This window comes from Bacillus salipaludis (assembly GCF_004358205.1).
This window is the reverse complement of record NZ_SMYO01000015.1, coordinates 67,060-92,336: the sequence shown is the minus strand read 5'-3', so window position 1 is coordinate 92,336 and position 25,277 is coordinate 67,060. Positions and strand designations below refer to the sequence as shown.

15 protein-coding genes are annotated in these 25,277 nt (G+C 39.9%); all 15 read right to left on the bottom strand.

Annotated features, from left to right (window positions below; genetic code table 11):
- Positions 1-882 precede the first annotated feature (882 nt).
- Positions 883-1,188 (bottom strand): hypothetical protein, encoded by a 306-nt coding sequence (locus tag E2K98_RS24210; RefSeq protein ID WP_133338750.1) that lies wholly within the window; start codon positions 1,186-1,188, stop codon positions 883-885.
- A 132-nt stretch (positions 1,189-1,320) separates the two neighbouring features.
- A complete protein-coding gene (locus tag E2K98_RS24205; protein ID WP_133338748.1) occupies positions 1,321-2,319 on the bottom strand; it encodes a zinc-dependent alcohol dehydrogenase family protein in 999 nt (332 codons plus the stop codon).
- Positions 2,320-2,492: 173 nt separating this feature from the next.
- Positions 2,493-3,968: a D-alanyl-D-alanine carboxypeptidase/D-alanyl-D-alanine endopeptidase gene (dacB, locus tag E2K98_RS24200; RefSeq protein WP_133338746.1), complete on the bottom strand. Its 1,476-nt coding sequence runs from the start codon at positions 3,966-3,968 to the stop codon at positions 2,493-2,495.
- Positions 3,969-4,291: 323 nt separating this feature from the next.
- Positions 4,292-5,566: a LysM peptidoglycan-binding domain-containing protein gene (locus E2K98_RS24195; protein ID WP_133338744.1), complete on the bottom strand. Its 1,275-nt coding sequence runs from the start codon at positions 5,564-5,566 to the stop codon at positions 4,292-4,294.
- 119 nt (positions 5,567-5,685) lie between these two features.
- Positions 5,686-8,280, bottom strand: coding sequence for a polynucleotide kinase-phosphatase (locus E2K98_RS24190; RefSeq protein ID WP_407921226.1), 2,595 nt, complete (start codon positions 8,278-8,280; stop codon positions 5,686-5,688).
- A gap of 2 nt (positions 8,281-8,282) precedes the next feature.
- Positions 8,283-9,623: a 3' terminal RNA ribose 2'-O-methyltransferase Hen1 gene (locus E2K98_RS24185; protein WP_133338740.1), complete on the bottom strand. Its 1,341-nt coding sequence runs from the start codon at positions 9,621-9,623 to the stop codon at positions 8,283-8,285.
- A gap of 123 nt (positions 9,624-9,746) precedes the next feature.
- On the bottom strand, positions 9,747-14,210 hold the full coding sequence (locus tag E2K98_RS24180; RefSeq protein ID WP_133338738.1) for a hypothetical protein: 4,464 nt from the start codon (positions 14,208-14,210) through the stop codon (positions 9,747-9,749).
- A complete protein-coding gene (locus E2K98_RS24175; RefSeq protein ID WP_133338736.1) occupies positions 14,188-14,934 on the bottom strand; it encodes a DUF6063 family protein in 747 nt (248 codons plus the stop codon). Before E2K98_RS24175 ends, E2K98_RS24180 begins: the two co-directional genes overlap by 23 nt.
- Positions 14,935-14,937: 3 nt before the next feature.
- Positions 14,938-16,446, bottom strand: coding sequence for a hypothetical protein (locus E2K98_RS24170; protein WP_235824921.1), 1,509 nt, complete (start codon positions 16,444-16,446; stop codon positions 14,938-14,940).
- Complete coding sequence (locus tag E2K98_RS24165; RefSeq protein ID WP_133338732.1) at positions 16,437-17,510, bottom strand: Wadjet anti-phage system protein JetD domain-containing protein; 1,074 nt, start codon at positions 17,508-17,510, stop codon at positions 16,437-16,439. The genes E2K98_RS24170 and E2K98_RS24165 overlap by 10 nt, the downstream gene beginning before the upstream one ends.
- A 394-nt stretch (positions 17,511-17,904) precedes the next feature.
- A complete protein-coding gene (locus E2K98_RS24160) occupies positions 17,905-20,487 on the bottom strand; it encodes a DEAD/DEAH box helicase (protein WP_133338730.1) in 2,583 nt (860 codons plus the stop codon).
- Between the two features lie 206 nt (positions 20,488-20,693).
- Positions 20,694-20,759: a hypothetical protein gene (locus E2K98_RS32385; protein ID WP_407921227.1), complete on the bottom strand. Its 66-nt coding sequence runs from the start codon at positions 20,757-20,759 to the stop codon at positions 20,694-20,696.
- A 124-nt stretch (positions 20,760-20,883) separates the two neighbouring features.
- The gene (locus tag E2K98_RS24155) at positions 20,884-21,075 is read right to left on the bottom strand and encodes a YbxH family protein (protein WP_026576670.1); all 192 of its coding nucleotides are present in this window, start codon (positions 21,073-21,075) and stop codon (positions 20,884-20,886) included.
- A gap of 701 nt (positions 21,076-21,776) precedes the next feature.
- The gene (gene ppdK / locus E2K98_RS24150) at positions 21,777-24,443 is read right to left on the bottom strand and encodes a pyruvate, phosphate dikinase (protein WP_133338728.1); all 2,667 of its coding nucleotides are present in this window, start codon (positions 24,441-24,443) and stop codon (positions 21,777-21,779) included.
- A gap of 3 nt (positions 24,444-24,446) precedes the next feature.
- Positions 24,447-25,262 (bottom strand): pyruvate, water dikinase regulatory protein, encoded by an 816-nt coding sequence (locus E2K98_RS24145; protein WP_133338756.1) that lies wholly within the window; start codon positions 25,260-25,262, stop codon positions 24,447-24,449.
- Positions 25,263-25,277 lie beyond the last annotated feature (15 nt).

Genomic DNA, 25,277 nt, shown 5'->3' with positions numbered 1-25,277 from the left:
TTTAGATAAAATTATGATTTCTTTCTCTGTAAAAGTCTTTTTACTCATGATTTCTCCGTCTCCAGTATGTCTCTAGTTGTGTTATTAAATTATATAAAAAAAGTACCCTATAGAAAGCACTTTTTTTAAGTGTCTACTCTATAGGGTACTTTTTAACTGGCCCCCCCCTTTTTTTCATCAATAATGTAAATTTACGTATCTATTAAGGATGTCAATTCGTTACTAAATATGCCTATTATGCTCCGTTGGACGCCCATATTTTTATAAATTAGGCAAATACCCAAAACTAAACTCCACATATGCAATATTATATATACAAATAATTGCCTTCAACCAGTATGTTTCCACCTCATTACCATTGTGACTAAGCCAGGTAAGCTCCTGGTTTTTTAACTTCTTCAATTATGATATGTGCAACATTTTAAATAGCCAAATTACATATTCAATTCCACTTGTTTGATAAGTATTTTACAAATTTAATTACATCGGAATTCGTTCTTTTTCTTTAAGCTATTAACAAAATAAAAGAAAAAGTGATTGACATAACTATACAAAATAATTATTCATCAATTTTTGGAACGGAGAAAAAGGTAATTATGATTACTGTTAGAAAAATTTGCGGAAGAAGCAATTAAAATAGTCTTTTGAATCACCTTTTCCTATCCATGTTTTTAATTAATGAATAAATATCCTAAATAAGAATTATAGACTGTCAAGAATTAAAATAAAAATCATATTGACGAAGTTCTAGCACCATTAGTTTTTGTGTATTTTGTTTAATATTTTAATTCCTAAATTAATGTACATATAATTCTTTCATTGACTTATTCATCGGATTTTCAGTTGCAAAGGATGCAGCTTTTTTATTTGCTAACAGGTAGTCTAACGATCCATCCCCTTTTGTCTTTTCTTTTTCTTGTTCCGCTGTTCAAATTCGTCTTCCCTCCATTTTCGATCCGCTTCACGAATTGCACTTTCAAGAATCGAAAAGAAGTCGAAACCACTAGAGGAAATGAGTTTAGAATTTGGTACGGAATTGCTAAGACTATCCGTTTGTAATTCCTCGACATTCTTATATGGTAGAACATTAAATATACGTTGAAGTTGATCAATTGTATCTTGGCCAATTTCATTCCTATATCTCATGCATTCATTGTAAAACATTTGTTTATAAGATTGATTTTGCAACTGAAAACCATTAAATCCCATTCGCTTAAAAATAAAAGCAGACGGTACATTGAGAATCTTATAAAGATTCTATTGACCATCTACTTTTTAATGAACGTAAAGTTGGTAATCCTATTTCAATTTTCAATAAGATTACCAACTATTTTTCAAAACAACTTTTCCTATAGCCTTGCCTGACTCCATGTACTCATGGGCTTCTGAGACTTCATCAAACGTGAAAATGTTTGAATCCAAAAGCGGACGAAGTTTCTCTTCCTCGACCACCCTAGCAACCTTCTTCAAAATTTCTCCATAATGTTTATGCATCTCTTTGTTTAATATCTTCAACAGCATAAAGGTAACATGAAGAGAAAGTCCCTTCGAATGCACGGGAGAGAGGTCGTGAGTCGAACGCGCAGCAATAGCTAATACCGTTCCATGTACCGCTGCCGCCTCAAAAGAGCGATCAAGGTTTTCACCTCCTACCGTGTCAAACACGACGTCAAATCCTTTACCGTTTGTATATTTTTGTACATAGTCATGAACGGTTTCTTCTCGATAATTAATCGTTACATCAGCACCAAGGCGCTTGCCAATCTCGAGCTTTTCTTGCGAAGAGGCAGTTGTAAAGACTGTCGCTCCTCCCCATTTGGCTAGTTGAATGGCGATGTGTCCTACACCTCCGGTGGCTCCATGGATTAATAGATCTTGTCCAGTTATAAGCCTTGCACGATTAAATAAAGCTTCCCAAGCGGTGATAGTAACTAGTGGTAAAGCTGCGGCTTCTTCCATCGTCAAATTTTTCGGCTTATGAGCAAGTAAATCAACATCTGCTAGCATAAACTCTGCAAGTGCGCCGCCAGTCGTCCCTCTAAATCCACCCGCGCATCCAAACACCTCATCGCCAATTTTAAACTCGGTTACTCCTGCACCCACTGAAACTACCACCCCTGCCACATCTCCATGTAAAACTGCTGGAAACTCGGGCGCAACGGCTGGAACTGCACCAGCACGGACTTTGATATCAATTGGATTTACATTTGTAGCCTTTACTTGAATAAGTACATGTCCGGGTTTCAATTCAGGTTTTGAAATCTCTTTTAATTTAAATACTGATGGATCACCAAAGGATTGAATTATTTGTGATTTCACTCTAGTCACTCCCTTTAATTTGTTTTACCTAAAAATAAGAAAATGTCTCTAAGTAACATCTTAAAGGTAAGTAGTGTGAAAAGTAAAAAGATTTAAACTTTGGTTGCATTTTTGAGGGCACTCCAGGTTTTACGCTAGGAGAAGGAACCTCTTAAGAAATTTCCTCACCCTTTTTACGAACCCGCCAATATCTCAACAATCCTGTCTTCAATCTTCTTCCCTTTTTTCTCATCCAACAAATTATTCAATAAAATGGAAAAAATCAGTTTTTCCCCGCTTTTGGTTTGTACGTATCCTGACAATGAAGTAACTGTGCTAATCGTGCCTGTTTTTGCCCAAACCTTGCCTTTTGTTAACGGGGTCTTCAAACGGTATCTTAGGGATCCCCCTACCATTTTTTTACTTTCACCCGCGACCGGCAGTGAATTCAGGAAAAATGGAAACCAAGATTTTTGTTGGACAGAATATAGCAATTGTGAAATTTGATTGGCTGGTATTAAATTCACATGGGATATACCAGACCCATCTCTGAGCAGCATGGTTTGCGGGTTGACCCCAAAATTCGGGAGCTCATTCTGAATGACCTCAAGACCTTTTTCCCAGCTTCCCTCACCTTTTTTCACTCTGCCCATTTCCTTAGTCAAAACCTCAGCATGACCATTATTGCTTAACTTCATAAAGGGAACGAGCAGCTTGGAAAGCGGCATCGAGGAATGACTGACTTGCTCTATTGCAACTTTAGGCGTTATCCCTGTTTTAATTTTTCCAGTTAATTTAATGCCATGTTCGGAAAGGGATTGCTTAAATAGTGCAAGTGTATAGTTCGTTGGTTCCCAAACCCCTATCCACTCCCGTTCATTTTTACTGTTCTGCGGAATGGTTCCAGAAATCGTGATGATGTTATTTCCGTGTCCCCGCTCTATTTTAAGATCCTTTTTAGAATCAGAAGCTACTGTTACCGCTTGATTGATTATTTTTACAAAGCTTGTTTTCGGTGACATCGATACAGTTGGTTTCAATCCCTTTTGGCTGCCCGGCTTAACACGTACAATAATCGTTCCCGCATCATAGTCCTGATCAGGAGAAACGGTCAAAGCGGAAATTTGCGTACCATAGTAGGTGGTTTCATCCGACCAAGGTAAATCGGTTGAATAACGGACATGATCAAAATAGGAATCATCCCCAATCAGGTTACCCTTAACTTTAACAATCCCGCTCAGTTTAAGCTGCTCCGCCATGTGGTCAAGATCCGCTTTTAAAAGGGTTGGGTCGCCCTTTCCTTTTAAATACAGGCTGCCATACAAGGTTTTTCCTTTTATCCTGCCTTTTGTCAGCACCTCTGTATTAAATCGGTAATTCTCCCCCAAAGTATTTAGTGCCGCAGCCGCGGTCAACAATTTCATATTTGAAGCCACTCGAAGACGGGTATTCCCCATGTGGTCATAAATGATTTGCCCTGATGATGCTGACCGTACACTGATTCCGGCAATGGCACCGCCTAAATCAGGTTCATTCAAGAGGAGATGATTTAATTTTTGATCCAGTGATACTGAGGATTTGGCCTCAGCAGGGGTTTCGTGTATGTAAGGTACCGCTACAGAAATGAAAAGAACGAATATAAGCAGTGAATTTTTTACTCTTTTACTCAAGCCTTTTTTCAACCCTCCTTATTTCATTGGTTCTGTTAAACTTAGTTGTTGATTTCCGCTCCAGGCACAAGCGGTTCGTGGGCGGTTCGGGGAGCCTCCTCGTCGCTTCGCTCCTGCGGGGTCTCCCCTGTCCCGTACTGCCACAGGACATTGAATTGCATCCTTGAATTCGCACACGCACGAAGGAAATGCGTCAGCATTTTCAAGGAGTCTTCGTCCCTTCCGCTCCAATCAACTCTGTTCAAAGATTAACATTGTCCTTTAACATAGACACTTCATTAAGGTTTGTCCAAAAGTTTTCGAAAAAAAAATTGCCAGACCATTCAAATGATATTTTTTACAACTGATATTTTTTGACTAAGATATTCCCAATTTTGCGGAGCAGGCAGACTTAATTGCCAAAAAGTAGTTCCTAACAGCAGATATACATCCATTAATTTATATTTTTCCATATAACTCCGAACATCCTCAAACCAGACCACATGTTCCTCGAGGTTTTTCCAATATCGGTACCATGGGGATTTCGCGGAATTGTCGAACTGAATTTGTTGTCCGGTTGCAATCGCTTGGTTTTGAGCAGCAAGAACAGATAAAGCATGCGTAGAATGAGTTGAAGCAATTTTGTCATACCCATAAAGAGGCAGGGCGATCTGCAATTTACGCGGATTGATTTGCGTTAGTGAATAACGGACGACCTGCTCCATCCAAGTAATAGGCGCAATCGGATCAGGCGGACCTGTTGGATACCCGTAGTCAATGGACATCACAGCGACAATGTCAGCTGCATTTCCAATAGCCTTATAATCATAAGCACCAATAATGCGATTCGTCGGAATATCAGCCGTCTTGGCATGAACATTTACATGAAGAATCAGATTGCCTAATGCCCTTTTTAAATCCGTTAGGAATTTATTGAAGTCCTGACGCCTTGGCGGAGGAATAAATTCAAGGTCGATACTCACCCCGCCAAATCCTCTTTGAATGGTTAAGTTAACAATGCTTGCAATTAAATTCTGCCGATAAACTGGATTTTCTAACACTTTACCTGCCAGCTCAGCACTAAAGTCACCTTTCGTATAATTTCGGATCATCAATAAAGGTGTAATGTTCAATTGATTGCATTTTGTTACTATGTCAGAATCCTCAATCTCATTAAAAGCAAAGCCTTCTTCCGTAAAGGAATAGGCAACGATTGCTAAATAGGTTAGTTGGTTAGCCAACGTATCAAGTGTAGAAAGAATATCTTCTATTGCAGACGGAACAATAAAGCCAAGAGTTGCTATTTCCATTTTTATAGCTGAGGGAATTGCAATGATTTGACCGATAACTAGCCGATTTGGGCTAATACCCTGATTAGCTGCTAGAATCGCAGCGGTACTCGTATTAAATTGATTAGCTAATTGCCAAATATGATCCCCAGCTTTTATACGGTAATAGCGAATGGGCATTAGTTTATCTGGAATATAAAGTGCAAGACCGGGTACGAGGGATGTTGAAGAAGTTAAACCATTTACTTGGGCAATGGTTTGCATGGGTATCCCATACAACGTGGATATCCCCCACAAATTCTCTCCTTTACGAACCACATGTACCGCCATTTCATCACACCTTTTCTGCATCCTTTTAACCATCTTATGGAGATGATTTGCTAATATACTTGAGAGTGTGAAGAAATTTTAGCTATTTAAAGGAAAATAGAACTAGGTAACTCCCTATTTTATAACCGCGGATCAATCGGCTCCGCCTCGAGCGCCAACACGCCCAGTACACATTCATGTACTCTTTCCAATGACTCCCGCCGGACAAATCTCTGAACCGATTCAAGCCCCAGGCAGAATTCCTTCAAGGCATTACGCTGCTTTTTCCCGGCATTTCTTTGTTTTAACCTCACCAGATTTTCAGGCTTTAAATAATCTATCCCATAAATAATATGCAAATACTTGCGTCCTCTTACTTTAATGGCCGGCTGAAGGAGTTTTCCTTTATGGCGGGCCACAAAGTTTTCGGGTTTCACCACAAAACCTTCATGCCCATTTTCCGTCATTTCCTCCCACCATTTGATCGCCGCCTCGATTGAAGCCTCATCCGATACCACACGATATTCCGTTTCTATAAATAAGGTAGAAAGTCGGCTAAACTCACGATTTTTTTCCATGTGCCACAGATGCGGTTGGTCGAAAAACGATTGATTGCTATGGGCAAGGGTATGGAATGGAGCAATTTGAATTCCCTCTATTCCTTCTGTTTCCCAGCAATAGTTTTGATAGACTTCATTAAATATCTCCGCTTCCACTAGCTCTACCTTCGTTTCCTGCAGCCACTCCGTCACACCTTTACCGTTTTCAATCGCCTTTTCAAGCATCTGCTTTATCTTCTTCCGATCCAGCAACGCCATTTCCCCTACATGCGCATATTGATTAAGAATCAATTCCTTCGCCTTCAAATTCCACGGGAGAATTTCAGCATCAAGCAGGACAAAATCAGTGTTGTGTTTTTCAAAATACCCGCTTAAGTCGCGATTGAGCATCTCCAAAATCCGTTCGCCTAAATCTTTTTGAAAAAACGGCCGTCCTGTCCGGGTATAAATGCTCCCCAATGTTTCCGTGCCCACATACTCTTTTGCTACTTGTTTATTTTTAAAAAGAAACAAAATCCCGCGGCTGCCCATATGCTTTTTCTCGACGACCATTTTATCGATTCCGTTTGCTTGGTAATATTCAAATGCTTCCAATGGATGCTCTAAATATCCCTCTAATCTTGAAGGCTTTGGCGTTGGGCTCATCGTTGGCGGAATATAAGGGATTTCCTCAATCGGTACAGTAAAATGAGAAAGATCATCTAAAGCAGACTTGACTCCATCGGCCGCAATCGCAATATGCCTGTTTTGCTCTGTCATAACAGCAAATCCATCAATAAATTTACGGATATTCGGAGGGGCAAGCCTTTTGCTCTCCCATTCCTTTAAAGGATTGTCAGGAACATTGGCATAATCCTGCTTCGCTTTCACTGAAACCAAGTCCTTTTCGGGATAGCGAAATGCCGTTAACCTGCCGCCAAATATAACCCCCTGGTCAATATTCAAGGTATTGTTGATTTGCAAGGGCTGCGGTTTCGGGTCATGCCCCCAAAGAATTAGCTCACTTGATTTATGGTAAAGCGTCCAATCCTTTCGCTGCGGCTTCCCGTTTTCATCAAGGCCATCCGTATCGCCATAACGGCAAAAATCGGAAATCCTAGGCGATTGCTTGCCAATATAGTAATCTTTAATGCCGGCATGGACGGCAACAGCGACATTTACTCCATTTCTCTGGATAATATAATGAGATTTTGCCTCTAAAAGCATTTCCTTTAAATGTTTCTTAAAAGTAACCGTAGCTTCTTTTCCAAATCGTTTTTCATAGTTTTCAAACTCTGCTTCAACTTTCTCATCGCCATGAGCAAGCGTTACTTGACGCCCATCCAACCAACGGGCAATTTTCCAGCCGTGATTACTGTCAATCATATAAGCCAGACCTGCTTCGACATGCTTATGGAAAAATTGCAAGGTATCAATGGAGCGAGGTCCGCGGCTCATTATATCCCCCAACGAAAGAATTTTTCGCCCATCAGGGTGTACATAATAGCCTTCCTGGTTTTCGATGTAACCAAGCTCTCTCAATAAATCAAGAAACTCGTCATAACACCCATGAATGTCACCGATCAAATCAATCCCATTACCCACATCGATTACAAGTGGATTTTCTATACGGCTTACTTCTATAGTCTGGATATCTTCCTCATTTAAAACATAACAACGTTGAAACCCTTCTTTTTTTATGGAACGAAGTGTTTTTTGGAACTGTTGAAACTGCTGCTTAATTCTCTTCCGCCCGCGGGGGTATTCCCTTTCTTCATCCCTTTCGAGCAACTCTTTTTCTGGAAGGTTCAACACGATAGCTGTGGCCGGGACATGGTGTTTTTTTGCAATTTCCAGGTACCGCTCGCGATCTTCCACCCGTAAGTGCGTGGCATCAATCAGGGTTACTTTATTGAGTCGGCAACGTTTTTCAATTAAAAAGTCCATTGCCTGAAATGCCTCTTTAGAAATTTGGTTATATTTATCATATAATGCATCCGCCTCATCCCTCGGCCGATCATTCCAAGTGATAAATTCAACATCACTTACAAGAACGCGGAACTGATCCGAACTCACGACTTCAGAGGAGAGAATTACATTTTCCGCGATTAATCGGTTTAAAAGCGTTGTTTTTCCCGAATTAGATGGTCCGACAAATAACACAATTCCTGCATGGGGCAAATGAATAGTCCTCATCATCATCCCTCCTTCCTTGTAAATATCGCCATTTGTGTCGGCTGCCCAAAGGTTGGATGCTCCTCACCAATTCCTTGAAATTGAACACGATAAGAGCATCCTGCTATCCATTCGGCGCATTTTTGCTGAAATTCATTTCGTGTCCATTCAAAGCGGTGGTCATTATGCCGCATTTCCTCATCCATTTCATAGACGACATTGTATTCTTGATTGGGTGTCGTTACGATTAGGACCTGTGGGCGATAATCCTGGAAAATCATTCTGAATATTCTCCCCAACCGAGCTTCATCGATATGTTCAATTACTTCACATAAAATCATAATGTCCTTATTCTGCAATCGTTCGTCAAAATAAAACAGTGAGCCCGCCATTGTGGTAGGTTCAAGAAATATGCCTTGTTCCTTCGCTTGATGAAACCGGTCCAAGGCACGTAACCGAGCTTTATTCGAGGGCTCTACCGCAAGTATCTCCTTTACTCCTTCTACAAAACCAAGCAAGGTCGATAACTTTCCTTCACCGGAACCAAGGTCAATAATCGTTTCTTTGTTTGGAAATCCTTTAATAGAATCAATTATCGCTTGATAGCGAAGGTCATTTAAGCGAACCTTTGGCAGCTCAGGCTTAGGCGGTTCCATCTCAAAAAACTTTGATTGTGATATAAGGTTTTCAAATCTTAATGTCCGTTTTACAATCAACTGCTTTAACGGATGGCTTTCAAGCCATCCTTCCCCGTAACGCTCTAGTTTTTCAATTTCTTTTTCATCAATAAAATAATGCTTATAGTTATCCAACACCGGGATAAGAAGAAACACATGCTTCAGGGCATTTTGAAGGGACTGCTGCCCTTTTAAGGTAATGAATTTTGCCGAGCTTTTATCATGAATTTTCTTATTTGCCACCCCTCGTTCAAGGTTGACCTGATAGCCAATTGGTTCGAATAATGCATGGATTTCCTCATCATTTAAATCAGACGCAACCGGACCAAAGGCTATTTCCATTTCAAAAGGATGCTGAACCCATTTCGAATATCCTTCTTGTGGTTTCCCATTTAGCGCAGTGCCCAGTGCTTTACGTATGGCTGAAGTGAAAATACTGCTAACCGCAAACTCGCGATCATTTATGTAGGAGGTAATATCATATATGTCCGCTGAGTTCCGCACTAAATCAATAGCATCTGGTTTTACATAAATCAGAAATTGGATCTCATCCGGTGTAAAGGTTGTGTAGACAATTCGGGTTTTAAATCCCTTTTCGTCCCGTTCATAAAGATTATTTGGATTTTTAGCAAGAAGATAGGAAACGGCTTCCGCCCCCTGCCCCCTTATAGTGAATGAAAGTTGCATGTTCTGCACCTCACTTTACGGAGTATCATTTTACCATTATTTCACATAAAAGGAATGATTGCCAAGCAGAAGAAAAATGCCACACAAGACTGTGTGGCATTTTGAGCAAATCATTGTTTTAACTTAATGAGTTACTTCAGCTTCCTGGTATATCCGAAATGCCGGAACAATCGTATCCGTAACAATTTCTTTTCCTTTTTCGCGAATAAAATCCAATTTATAATAGGCATCAAATCTTTGACTGATTTCTGTTTTCACTAGTTCGGGCGGAGTGACGACGATGAATTGGAACTTCAGTTTTTCGGCAACAGAGAAAATCGGATCAAGGACATGTGCCGACGCAGCTTGTCCGAATGGATTATCACAGACTAAAGGAACCCAGCTTTGATCTGTCTCGTTTTTAACGGATAATAACATCATCATCATGACCATTCGGGCTGATAGCTTTTGACCTCCACTACCATCGGATTTCGTCCTTGAACCTTGATTAATGGTCTGCCAGGTTGAATAATGCTCTCTTTGCGGTTTCCCGTACATAAAGGCATTATCCGTTCGCATATTATAGACGAGTAGCTCAGGATACCGATTCCGCAAAGATACAAACAATATTTGCTCATCACTAATGAGTTGTTTTATTTCTTGATCTACAGCTTGATTACTACTATCAATCACCTCAAATTGTTTCGTAATTTTGTTTATGGCAGCGACAAAATGCTGCTTCAGCAAAGGCTCGATATCTTCAGCCTTTTTAGGCAAAATGTCTTCTTTTAGTTGGACGAGTGGAAAGTTTCCTCGTTCATTTTTCAGCTTCATTTTTGCAATCATGGAACGAATCGCCTCTGAAATGCTCATGACCTTCATGCTGGCACGGCTTGCCCAGAAGTTTTGAGCCTTTTCTGCCCTTTCCTTGTCACGTTCTAATTGTTCCAATCCACTTTGAGAAAAACGCTTCATATTTTGAACAATGCTTTGAATATGCGAATAATGCCTCGTATCCATATGATCTAATGTGGTTAACACATCATTTTTAAAACGAATCTCCCAATCTTTTCCTTCAATTGTAAGCTTTAAATTACGCAAGGATTGTTCGATTTTTGCATGTTTCTCCTGTCCATCTTCCTGTATTGCTTGTTGCTCTTCACACCAGGATAAGATACAGGCTTTTCCTTGACTTTTAACTTTTTCTAAATCCGAATCCGTAAATGCTAGAGCTTCCTCCTTAAGGATAACGGATAATGTTAACAAATCCCCTTCATAACCAGTAATGTTGGCTTCTATTTCTTTTTGGCGCTTTTCCGCCTGCTTTTTTTCTTCTATCGTTTTTTTCGTTTGATCTTTTATTTCGACTTCCTTTAGTTCTAAGTCAAGTTCTTCCCATTCTTCAGGCTGTTTTTCAAGCTTTGCTACTTTTTTACCTGACTTGTCACGTTGCTCAGTCGCATGCTTTAAGGACGTTTCTGCCACTGTTACAGCTGTACCTTGTTCCCGTTCATCTTTTTCTGCTGCTTTCGCTTCCTTCTGTGCGGTTTGTAGCATATTTTCTAATATACTAATAGGTTCATCTGGTACCGGAGCTTTATGCCATTCTTTGTTAAGCGTATCAAGTTTTTTCGCTAATTTCTTTTGTTGCTTTTGTTCTGTTTCTTTTCTTGCTTGAATAACCAATAATTCTCTAGCCTGTTCTTCTTTTGATTTTTGAAGTTGTATTAACTCTCTGATGCTTCCATTTATCTCTTCTAATAAATGTGGTGATAAGCGTGGGACCTCTTCACATTGCTCCGCTTTTTCATCAACAGGAAATGCCGCTGTTTCAATAAAGACGGCGATCTCCTTTATATTTTGTTCGTTTGTAAGCTTCCATTCTAAATATGTTTGATTCCACTGGTTTTGTAGTTCAACAATTTTTTCATGCTCTTTCCCTATTTCTAATTGTTTATTGACCAAGGCTTCCTTTTGCTTCTCTTTTTCTAGTTTCACCTGTTTATTCACTAGGTGAGTTGTTTTTTCTTTATCAAAATCCTCTAAGGTTTCCACATCTCTTGTAAGCTTATCTATTTTTTGAATGGCCTTTTGCCGCTGCTCATTTAGCTGAAGCTGTAATTCTTTCTCTTTTTCCTGTTTTGTCGTAACATCTTGTAATTCAATTTTCTTAGAAAGAAGTGCGTTTTGTTCTTGAATCAAAGATTTCTCGAGATCAATACAAAGCTCACTTGAGATAAACCGATCAATTTCTTTTAAAATTTGACGTAAGGAAGTTTCGGTTTTTTCAATTTCAATTAGAGTATCTTTCTTTTCTTCTATTTGTTTAGCAATCTTTATTTTCCAGTCGATAAATAGATTTTTGTCACTTAATAGCTCTTTCTCTGTTCCGTTAATGATCACGTAGGATGGCGATTGATTTTTGCTGTTCATTTCCTCACGCATGAAAATCGGAACAGGGCTTTTAAACATTCTTCCCGAAAGAATCTGCTGATTAATTTTTTGCCATTGTTGGCCACTAACGACCACCCCATATGGAAGAAGTGGGTTTGCCATAAGGTGGTTCGTCATTTCCTCTGCACGTAAGGATTGAAGAAATTGGGTCCCATAAAACACATCAATGCCCGTCTTTTCATCGATCCATTCCTTTAATTCCTTCACATCTTTATTTGGAATCCAGAAGTGCTCATCATTTAAGGAATGATCTAGTTGTATTTCCCAAAGGTCTTTTTTAATTTGTTCCCCTTGTTCTCTATTATTTACTAGGACCTCTTCAATCTGTATCGCATATTTCGAAAGAAGCGCGTGTGTGAACGGTGCAGTAACATCATCTAATAAGCCATGGAGCCTATCTAATAGTTTTGTTTCTTTTGGCTTTTGCTCCTCAATTGCAGCTTTTAACTCTCCGCATTTTTCTTCTGAAAACTGAATCGATTGACCGAGCGTACCATGTAAAGTCGCAAGTTGATTTTGCCGTCCACTAGATTCTTTCTCTTTTGCTTGCAGCTCTTCTAACAAAGCCTTTTTATCATCAATTTGTTTAGAAAGAAACTGGATAAAGCCCTTTAAGTCATAGGTTATGCGGTCGCCAAACTCTTTGATGAGCGCTTCTTCCTTAGACTCAAATGTATGGATTTGTGTATATAAAAAATCAATTTCACTACTAAGCTGGGCAATCTCTTTTGTCTTTTGTTTATCCTGTTGTGTAAGTTCGTTTCCTTTTTTCTTTAAAAACTTTTGATAACCCAAATACAGCTTTACAGCTTCTTGTAGGGATAGATAAGAATGCTCCCACTGCTTTTTAGTTTCTTTTTTGATTTCATCCATTCTTTGATTCACTTGCTCTAAGCCGCTATTTTGTTCTAATGTCGTTATCTGCTGTGCGAGAGTGCGAATACTTTGTTCATTTTCACTCCACTCTTTCAATAAGGCATGAAAGGCTAGCAGCTCTTTTCTTTCCTGTTTCTCCTGAACGATTGCTTGAGAGGAAGTATGCTTATTCCTTTCTTCTACTAATTTCTTCTCCCAATCTAATACCTCTCTATGAGCTTTGGCGTAGTCTAGGTTTTCTTTTTGAAAGCGTAAATCTGCTTGTGTGATTGTTAATCTTTCAATGTCTTTTTCTAAAGTAAGCAGCGTTTCCACTTCCGATTGCTTCAAATGCTCCAAAGCTCCAAGCAGTTGTCTTCCTACCTTAATACTGCCATTAACAATTTCTTTATGCGCTGCACCTTTTGCTAGATTCTCTTCAAAAGGGACAATGTCTTCTAAAAATTCCTTATGTGCTTGCTCTCTTTTTAAGAGAACCGGCAAATCCTTCGCAATACTTGCTTGACTCTTGAAAATCTCCACTAGATCGTCCTTATGATGTTCCGTCCGATGTAAGACTTGGCTAATTGTAGGAATGATTCGTTTTTGGAACAGAGAATGATCATCCTCAGATCCCTCAAAGTATTTCCCAACGCCGCCTTCATCCTTGTTTATATCCTTCATAATATCCCAGTCTTTACGGTTAATTCCGTATGTATCAAGAATGCGATAGTGCTTTTTCGTATCTCGGTAAACGTCATATCCATTCCATTTTAAGTAGTCCTTCAAGCTTTCGGTTTCAGCAACCTCATCATTTTCATATAGTGGAATATGCTCAAGCGATACCTCTTCTTTCCCTTCAAATTCTCTTGTATAAAAGGTAATATTAGGGAGGATCTTCGCTTCTTGTTCTAACGTTTTGCTTTCATTTCCACTTTCTTCGTTCATCGAAATCCTTTGTTCGGCTGAGAACATGCCCCCCGTTACCAGATGCCGGCTGTCAGAACCGTCCAATTCCCATTGAATAAGAACATGAAAGGTATACGGAATAAATTGCTCTTTATTATTAAAAAAGAACTGTTGATAATAACGATTGTTTTGTTTTCCCCATGAGGTACCAGGCTTAAGGATTTGGAAAATGGTTTGTAAGAATACCCCTTTCCCTCCGCCATTCATCATTGCAATGAGACCATTTGTTGATGTCTCTTCATTATGGAAGTTAAAAGTGGTGTCTTTATATTGCTTTTGCATGCCATCATACTTCAGGCCAACAATTCTAATTCGATGGATTTTCGGCATGCTGCTCCTCCTCTGTAGCCATTAATTTTTTTAGTAATTCATAACGGTCGTAATCGTGATATAGGTATTCAATACGCTCAAAAAGCTCATTCTTAGGAATTACCTTTGGAATATCATCCCGATCAAGAATGATGATCAGCCCCTCCGTCTCTAATAGGCGCATAGCGCTGGCGATTAAACCAATTCTGGTTCGTCTATTGCCTTTTTTAACACCATAATCTTCTGTGTCGACCTCCATGTATTTCCATGTTGTCACAACTTCCTTCATATCGATTCGCTCTTCTTCACCGAAGGTAGGTTTTGCTTTTAGAATATTATCCCAATTCATTATGAGGTCGTTGACTTGCCTCTCTAATGAGTAGTAGCTAATTCCTTCCCGCTTCATACGGATTTTGGCCGCCTGGTTCCGGTCAATCGCTGCTAAGAAAGACATAATCACAACGCTAATAAGATGAAAGTGTTTTTTCGTTTCGACTTGCTTATGCTTCTCTTTCAAATGTGTAAAATTCGTAGCAAAGACGGAGCCGGTGGGCTGGACAACTAGATGGATCCGTTTAGGCGATTCGATGATATATGTACCCGACTCGTCTGCTAATAATAGAACGGTCTGTCTTACTTCCGGATCAAAATACGATTGGAAGTGCTCGCTATTTTCGTCAATTACTTTATCTTTTAATAGAGTAAAATAGACAGCAGAAGCTTTTTTGATTGATTCTGCATTCAACGTTTATCCCTCCTGGACACATATTTTAAATGGGGTAATTTTCATTTGATACCATTGGAATGGCTCTTCTCGATGATCAAACATGGTATAGATTTTCGAACCTTCAAACACTTGAAATTGTGGGTATTCCTGCATTAGTTTATAAAGAAGAATTTCCCTCTCATCACTAATTGTTTCTTCCCTCCGATGCAGCACTTGAACCTTTAGCGGCTTTTTATCAAACATCATCCATAAATCAATCGTTTCATATTCTTCAAACCATAGATCCTGGACTTCCAATGGCAGTGTTGATAAATCAGCTAATGAAAACTCTCCGTATGTTTGTAAATGTTGAAAAACATAACTCCATGCCTTTATAACAGACGCCCAGTCCGTCACTCGCTTAGGAGTTTCGCTTATTTCTGCCTCCTCTTCGATTACAACATCCGTTAGTTGTTTTTCATCAAATTCTTGTTCTCCCCAAATCCATTCAAGCGGCAAGATAAACTCATTTTTTGGTGAAAATAAGGGGGAAAGGACTTTTTCGATAGCCTCGAAACTTTGAACTCCTTCTTTCAGTAACATACTTTCATAAATATGTTCTCGAAAGGATACCAGGCTGGTTTCCCAAAACAAGGAAGGGTTTTCTGCCTTTAATTTCATCTCATAGGAGATATTTTGTATGACTAGTTTGGCAAAACGATCATGCAACTGCCTTGTATGACCAATTTTTTCTTGGAGAAGAATCAATTCTTTCTGAATAAAATCATCCTCTTCATTTCTACGTCTCGTCTTTTCTATCATCCTAGTAATGGTCCGGAAGTGATTTTTTTCTTCGTCAAATTGCTTTTCAATTTCAACACGGTTGTCGGCCCTTTGCCATTCTTGTTCAATCAATAAGATTTTGGGATTATTAATCATTTCCTTTTGAAAAGTGAATTCTTTTGCCATTAAGCGGTTTACGCGTGAAATGAGGTGATCGAGGTTACGAGTAGCTTTTCTAAAATTACCGTTTTTAATCAACTGCATACTATAAAGTTGCTCTATCGTTATGGAGAATTCCTCCGCCATTTCCCTGCTCATAAAAATCATTTCTTGAGAAACATCTGTAAGTTTATAAACTATGGTTCCGCCTAGCTCTAAATTCGTATATATTTCATCCATCGTGACATATCTAAATGTCTGCATTTCCCAGGATTGTCTTATTTCATCGTAATATAAGGCCTCAAACGGTTTACTATACTCTTCTTTTCCCTGATATAAAAGCCCGCTTGTAATCCGTTCAATTTGTTTATCGTCTGCTAAAAGCTTCATCTGCTTAATGGAATCCTCTACTATATACTTAATATCTGATTTCCGCCGATGATCATCATCATTCAATTCTCGATAAAAAATGGTAAGGAGCACTTGCATAAGAATTGTCTGGATATGAGGCTTCAACTCTCCTACTTCCATTCCCCTACCAAGCTCGAACAGTGGATTTAATCGCTGCAAACGCTTGCCAAAACCTTCCCATGATTCGTTCACATCCATCTCCCCCATGTTTCGATTGTTAAGACTTCTTGTGGAATCCGCTTATTTTCCTCCCATAATTGCATTAGTAGTTCTTGATCATCTTCTGTAAACCATTGAAAAAATTGATCACGGTATTTGAGGTTTTGGGTTTGACCGATTTTCTGGTCATTCCTTTTCTCTATACATTCTAGCATTTTGCGATAAATTTTTAAGGCAGGCTGAATACAGCAATCCGGGTATTTTTCAATAAGCCGAATGAGGATCCCGTATCCTGCGGCATCAAGATCTCCTGCGTAGTAGAAAAGATAGGATGATTTGGGAAACATCCGAAAGAAAAAGGCAAAGCTCCTTTCAATTTTGGCCCCTTCACCATAAATGATTAGTTCAGGTGCATAATCGAGTTTATTCGCTTCCAATAATTTAATCGAAGTATGAAAGAAAGATAGATTTTCGACGATTAGTACCCTTTTAATATCTTTCATTTCTTTCCCTTGTTTCATCCAAAATACGAAAGGCTCCCCATAGTTCACCATTTTAAGTTGGTCTTCTGATATTCCAATTCTAGCTAAAAAGCCCTTTCCATCAGGAAAGCTATCACGATCAATTAAGAATTTTTCATGACCGAAGAGCTCCAGGCTTCTCTCTTCTAATGACACGATTTCCCGTTCCGAACTGGATTTTAGAAAAGTATATAAATTCTGGATTCGCATCCATTCGTCATTCGTTTGCCATTCGGGATGTCGTTCATAGTAGGAAAAATCAAACAGGTCAATTAATTTCATCATCTCTAGGCGATCCCATTTGGCTGCTTGAACTTTTACATTTACCCAGCAATATAATGGCAGTGCTGGTGTTTTACCATTGTTTTGATTATTTTGAATGGGGATAAGGATTTCTTCAGCTTGCAAAGTTTTAATTGCACGATAAAACAACGAATAACCGTCCATTTCAAAATAATCATCCATTAGCTTGCGCAACTGAATTTCTAAATCGTTAATATTTATTTTCTTTTTCTGTTTAGGGTGTTGAATATCTCCAATAAAAGCTCTCACCCTTGTTTCAATAACATCGATTGTACTCACCTACTTAATTCTTCCTTGTATCATGCACTGACCACTAATACTTATTTTAGACACCTTATATTATAAACTAGTTGCATTTTTGTTGGTAAATGAATTTTTCTTAAAAGAATAGCAGATTGCAATTTACCAATACACTGGACACAGGAACCACCAAAAATTCCTTGTTTAACTGTAATAATTCACGAAGTTCCTAAATCTGCTTAGGAAAGACCGGAAACAAAGATTAAAAATCACACGATAAATAAACAAAAAAACCGCATAAGTGAAAAAATTCACCATGCGGCAAGTAATGATTATCGTTATCGGAACGACTAGGGAATCGAACCTACCAAACCACACACGGTGGTCTCAATGTTAATTGCTTATACCTCAATCGTTGCGAAAACAGCGTATTTTAAAATTCAAACTCATCATCATGGCGATGGCGGCGGTATTTTGCTGCATGACAGGAATCACAAATCGGAAAAGCATGATCCCAAGGCAATTTTCTTCCGCAATTTTTACACTTTTTCACAAATTTTTTGATATCAGTTTTTAAACGTTCTTGTACCTGGTCACTGACCTCTTCACGCAGACGTTCCCAATATACTGCTTCCGTCTTCTCACCTAAACGGTACAAAAACAACAGGTGGAGACCGACTGCTTTATAGGAAAGTTCAAGCTCCTCTAGGCTGCGGTCTTTAACGATAGGTTCAGGAAGTTCTCTTCCGTCGATAATCGCATACATTGTTTGCTCCCATTGCTTGGTCAGCACCGGTTCATTTTTAGAAAAAGGTAAGTGCAGAAATCCGTAAAGATCCATCAATGGAAGTCTAGCTTCAATATCGGTCCCGGCAATCAACTGATAAAGTGACCGCTCCTCAGATAAAGATGCCTTCTTCGTTCCCTTGGGGCTTTCAAATTTTCCCCATAGCTCAAAGAAAGTCCCCAGATCACGGTAATAGCGCTGGAAACGTTCAAACACTGAATTGGTCGGTGCAATCGCGAAGGTATGAACCGGCTCATCCTCCTGCATTAACAGTCGGCGCATCGTTTTAATATCATTTGTAAAAGCAACCTTCCCGACATCATAAATTCCTTTTCTGCCGGCCCGCCCGGCAATTTGTTTCACTTCCTGAGAGGTAAGCAGCCTTCTTCTGGTTCCATCAAATTTTTCATTTTCCAAAAAGACAATTCTTCGGATGGGCAGGTTTAATCCCATCCCAATCGCATCTGTAGCAACAATGACTTTTGTTTTTCCATCATTAAATTGCTGAATTTGCTTTTTCCTTGTTTCCGGTGGCATGCTGCCATAGATCATGCTGACTTTATGTCCGTCATTTTGCAGCCTTGATGCTGTTTCTAGGACACGTCGTCTTGAAAAACAAATGAGCGCATCCCCTTTTTTAATATGCTTGATATGAAATTCCCTTGATTCCACTTCAAGCGGGGTGTCACGGCTGTACTCATGGATCTCAATATCGGAATCACCTAAAAGCTCGAGCAACATCGTTTTCGAATTTCGGCTCCCAATGATATGCACTTCTTGAGCATTCGCTTTCGTAATTGCCTTATACCAAGAAAATCCCCGGTCCTTATCGGTAATCATTTGTGCCTCATCAATGACCACCACATCATAGAATTCTTTTTCATGGAACATTTCAACCGTACAGGAGATATGATTGGCCCCAGGAACGATTTTTTCCTCTTCACCCGTTTTTAAGGAACAGCGTGTTCCTTCGGCATTTAACTTATCATAGACTTCAAGCGCCAAAAGGCGTAGCGGCGCTAAATAGATACCGCTGCCGGCTACCTTCATCCGCTCAAGGGCATGGTGCGTTTTCCCCGTATTGGTTTCTCCAATATGGAGAATATAACGAATTTGCCTGCCCAATGATGGATTGTATTCCTGGCCGAAAATATCCTCCATCATCCGGGCCTCTTCTTCCCTTTTTCGTTGTAATTCCGCTTCCTCTTCCGCTTTTTTTCGTTCTCGTTCCGCAAAATCTTTTTCAAAAATTTCTCGATGAACCTCTAAATCAAATGGAAGATCTACAAGTTTTAAGAGGTCCGAAACATATTCGTCCTGAATATCCTGGGTAAAATATTCCTCTACCTCATATATGAGATTTTCAATACAATTTTTCACGAAAGAGGTGGTCAGTTCTTCGTTAAAGATGGCTTTAAATTGTTGATGGATTTTTTCCGGAAGTTGTTCAAATACCTTTTGCGGCAAAAGTTCAGAAACATAGTCAGAAATTAAGCCTTCATATACAAAAAAATAGGTTTCGTATTCGTAAAAGCTTCTGCCCCAATGAAGCGTTTTATGGATGTCCCCGGTTAGTTCTTCAAAAAACGTTGCCAAAGTGGTATAAGCATTCGGATCAAAATTCCCTTGGTTGACTAGTTTTTCTTCGAGAGCAAAGGTGTCAACGGATTGGAATTTAGGATTGTTTTCGAAATCTGCTTCCAACTGAACGGCAACAAATCTTCGGATATAAAGGTAGAAATTTTGATAGTTCTCCTCAATAAACTCTGCCGCAAAAGAGTCAATTTCATTTTGCAGCAGCTGTTTTTCAGCCTGTCGTTTGCTCTCTTCTTCCCGTTTTATAAAGTTTGCCTTTGCTTGATGGTACCGCTTTTCCCATATTTCTTGTTCACCTTGAAAGGTGTCCTGCAGCCACTCCATGGCATCAAACGGCTGATATGTCCGCATTTCATCTCGAAACAGTTTGTTAATTAATTTCCGGTCGATGCCTTCAACCACAAATCCTTTTTCCTTTAAAAATGCCTTTTTTTCATTCCTTGGAACATCATTGGTGGATTTATTCAGCCAAACATTAATCCAAATTTGTTCGGTATACTGGCTTCGATCAGAGAGGTATTGTTCAAAAGTTGGGATCGTTTCTTTCGATTCCAAATAATGATCAATATCTTCATTTAGCTTTTTTTTCGTATGTTCGACCGCTTGAGGATAAATGACAGTTAATTTACTCATTTCGCTAATCTCCTCTTAAAAATTTGCATCTTTTCTGATTTCTTTTTTTCTTATTATTATGTATAATGGGGTCATAGAGATCGTATAGTAAAAAAGACCGAGCATGACAAAGAACTACTCGGTCAATGCAATAGACGGTTCCCCATGGGGAGTCGGCATATTGGAAGAGATAATCCACCGTTTATGCTTGTCGGCTCAAGGGTGGATTATTTTTTTTTGTTAAATGACAGCACGGTGACAATGAGACCTGCAAATGAAATTGCCAGCGTCAAAGCTTCATAAACTGTCAAACGGCATCACCCCCTTTCGATAGGAGTGATCCGACCACCCTTGAGAGATCCTATTCTATTGCATTTCTAATTATAGCATAAATTTCCACATCGAACAAGCGTTCCCTTAAATATTATGTTGGGTACAATACTGGTCCACTAAATCCTCGATTTGATCTAGCTCCGGAAATTTTCCTGAAAACTGAAATTTAATTTCTTCGATGAAATGTTCGCGATTATATACATGGATGGCTCCATTTTGCGCGATAACGCTATATTCCGGTACAAAACGGTAACCGCTTCTTTCAATTGCCCCCATCATCATGCTCCTTTTTCCTTGTTTTGGTTAGTATTTGCGGATTTTGGGGGATTCATCCTTTTTTGTGGATACTGTAGAGTGTTCTTTTACCTTATGGCACTTTTTTCTTCTTTAAGGGGATAGGAACATGTTTCCTTTTATCTTTTTAGGGGAAAATTTACTCTGGCGGGTAATGCAACTCCCTTCCTTTTCCCTTTTTATAGAAAAATCCGCTCAACTGGGTAATCCTACTCCCTTGCTTTTCCCTTTTTATAGAAAAACCCGCTCTATCGGGTAATGCAACTCCCTTCCTTTTTCGCTTTTATAGAAAAATCCGCTCTATCGGGTAATGCAACTATTTTTGCTTTTCCCTTTTTATAGAAAAACCCGCTCTATCGGGTAATGCAACTCCCTTCCTTTTCCCCTTTTATAGAAAAATCCGCTCTATCGGGTAATGCAACTCCTTTGCTTTTCCCTTTTTACAGAAAAATCCGCTCTATCGGGTAATGAAACCCCCTTGCTTTTCCCTTTTTACAGAAAAATCCGCTCTATCGGGTAATGCAACTCCTTTGCTTTTCCCTTTTCACAGAAAAATCCGATCAATCGGGTAATGCAACTCCTTTGCTTTTCCCTTTTTACCGAAAACCCATTCGACCGGGTAATACCCCCCAATTAAAACAAATGAACGGCCCCCAAAAAGGAGCCGCTCTATCCAACAAACCTTATGCTGTTGTATAAACCTCTTCTTTATTTTCATGACGAATCGTCGCTTGTGCTGCTGCAAGACGAGCCAGTGGCACACGGTATGGTGAACAGCTGACATAATCCAAGCCGGTTCTATAGCAGAAATCAATCGAACTCTTTTCACCGCCATGCTCGCCGCAAATACCTGTTTTTAAAGTAGGCTTCGTTCCACGGCCAAGCTTCACGCCCATCTCAACCAATTTCCCTACGCCATCTTGATCAAGCACAGCAAACGGATTATCCGGAAGCACCTTATGCTCGATATACGCCTGCAAGAACTTTCCTTCCGCATCATCACGGCTATAACCGAAAGTCGTTTGTGTTAAATCATTCGTACCAAACGAGAAGAAATCAGCTTCCTCCGCAATCTGATCCGCCGTTAACGCAGCACGCGGGATCTCAATCATCGTCCCAACTGTGTAATCAAACTGTTTACCCGTTTCCTCTTGAATACGAACACCGGCATCAACCACCAATTGACGCATTTCCTTCAGTTCATTCACATGACCGACAAGAGGAATCATGATTTCAGGCTTTACTTCCATTCCCTTGTCAGCTAGCTTTGCCGCAGCATAGAAAATCGCTTTGGCCTGCATATCGTAAATTTCTGGAAAAATCATTCCCAAACGGCAGCCGCGGTGGCCGAGCATTGGGTTGAACTCATCCAATTGGCGAACCTTTTTAAGCAATAATTCTTTTTCCTTTAATTCTGTAGAACCCGGATTTAAAATTTGCAGCTTTGTTACTTCGACTAAAAGCTCCTCTTTATCCGGTAAGAATTCATGTAATGGCGGGTCTAGCAAGCGAATCGTAACCGGATGCCCTTGCATCGCTTCAAAGATTCCTTCAAAATCGCCCTGCTGCATTGGCAATAACTCATCAAGAGCTTCCATCCGCTCAGCATAGTTCTCCGCTAAAATCATTTTTTGGACAATTGGAATTCGCTTTAAATCCATAAACATATGCTCTGTACGGCACAAACCAATTCCACCTGCACCGAAATCAAACGCTTTTTGAGCATCCTCAGGATTATCCGCATTGGCACGAACACCAATTTTGCGCTCTTGGTCCGCCCATGCTAACAATAATTGGAACTCATCTGATAACTCAGGATCAATCATTGGAATTTCACCAAGCATAATCTCACCAGTTGAACCGTCAATTGTAATGGTTTCACGGTATTTTACAACCGTTTCACCAACCGTAAATTGCTTCGCTTTCAAATCAATTTTCAATGGCTCACAACCGCAAATACAAGCTTTCCCCATCCCTCTTGCGACAACAGCAGCATGGCTTGTCATGCCGCCGCGGCTCGTTAAAATTGCCTGCGATGCAACAATCCCATGAATGTCATCTGGTGTCGTTTCCGGACGGACCAAAATGACCTTTTTACCCTCATTACCTAGTTGTTCTGCTTCATCTGCATCAAAGACAACCTGGCCAGTTGCCGCACCTGGTGAAGCCGGTAAGCCTTTCGCTAACAATGTACGCTGGTATTTATCATCAATGCGGCGGTGCAGCAATTGATTTAGTTGATCTGGGTCCACTCGAAGCAACGCGGTCTTTTTATCAATAATACCTTCTGCCACCATTTCAACGGCAATGCGGATGGCCGCCTGTGCAGTCCGTTTTCCATTACGAGTTTGCAAGATAAATAGTTTTCCGCGCTCAACGGTGAATTCAATATCCTGCATTTCCTGATAATGCTGTTCCAAGCGTTTGCACGTTTCCGTGAATTGCTGGTAAACTTCCGGCATTTCGTCCTTTAGTGTTGCAATTGGCTGTGGTGTACGAATTCCAGCCACAACATCTTCGCCCTGTGCATTAATCAAGTATTCACCATATAGAACATGTTCACCAGTCGAAGGATTTCGTGTGAACGCGACCCCTGTACCTGAGTCATTTCCCATATTACCGAAAACCATGCTTTGAATATTAACAGCCGTTCCTAAGTGATCCGGGATTTTGTTTAAGCGGCGGTATACAATTGCACGCTGATTATTCCAGGAATCGAACACGGCATTAATGGCTAAGAATAGCTGCTCTTTTGGATCCTGTGGAAACTCTTTTCTTGTATGCTTTTTGACGATTGATTTATAACCGACAATCACTTCCTGCCAGTCTTCAGCACTCATTTCAGGATCAGAGCTATAGCCTTTATGCTCACGAACTTCTTCTAAAAATTGTTCGAAATAATACGTATCGATATCTAACACAACATTGCTGAACATTTGGATAAAACGGCGATAGGAATCATATGCAAACCGAGGATTGTTTGTTAACTTTGCCATTCCCACAACGGTTTCATCATTCATCCCAAGGTTTAGAACCGTATCCATCATTCCCGGCATCGAAAAAACAGAACCGGAACGTACAGAAACAAGTAATGGATTTTGCGCATCGCCCAATCGTTTCCCCATTTTTTCTTCCAAACGGCTAAGTGCTTCTAATGCCTGAGCCTCTACTAAAGCGGGAATTTTTTTGCCAGAATCATAGTATGCGTTACATGCCTGTGTAGAAATCGTAAATCCATAAGGTACAGGAAGGCCAATCCGCGTCATTTCCGCTAGGTTTGCACCCTTACCTCCAAGCAATTCTTTCTTATCGCCATTTCCCTCATGAAAAAGGTATACGTATTTTTCCATTGATTAAAAGCTCCTCTCTTTTTTTAAAATATCTAAAATGAGACCGGCTGTTTCCTCAATTGCTTTATTGGAAACATTAATAATCGGGCAGCCAACACGTTTCATGATTTTTTCTGCATGCTCTAGTTCGTCCAAAATTCGTTCAAAGCTCGCGTAGCTTGCCTTCGAACCAAGTCCTAGTGCTTTTAAGCGTTCTTTCCGGATTTCATTTAATTTATCCGGAGAAATGATTAAACCAATACAATTTCGGCGCGGTATTTCGAATAATTCATCCGGAGGCGGAACCTCTGGAACCAATGGAACATTCGCTACTTTAAAGCGTTTATGTGCCAAATACATGGAAAGCGGTGTTTTAGATGTTCTTGATACGCCTATTAACACGATATCCGCCTTGGTAATTCCCCGAGGATCACGGCCATCATCATATTTAACTGCAAACTCGATGGCCTCAATTTTACGGAAATACTCCTCGTCCAATTTTCTCATCATGCCAGGCTGGTGATGGGGGGTTTTATTAAATCTTGTTGTAAAGGCATTCATTAAAGGATTTAATAAGTCAACTGCATAAATCCCCTCTTCTCCAGCCCGCTGATCCAAATAATCCTTTAAGGTTGGAACAACGATGGTATAAGCGATAATCGAATGGCCCTCTTTTGCCAATGAAATCACATCTTCAATATCTTCAAAATCCTCCACATAGGAATTGCGGCGGATTTCCACATGGCCCCCATTAAATTGAGTAGCCACCGCTTTTACCACAAGCTCAGCCGTTTCCCCAACTGAGTCTGATACAACATAGACCACTTCTTTTTGATCCAAAATTCCTGCCACTCT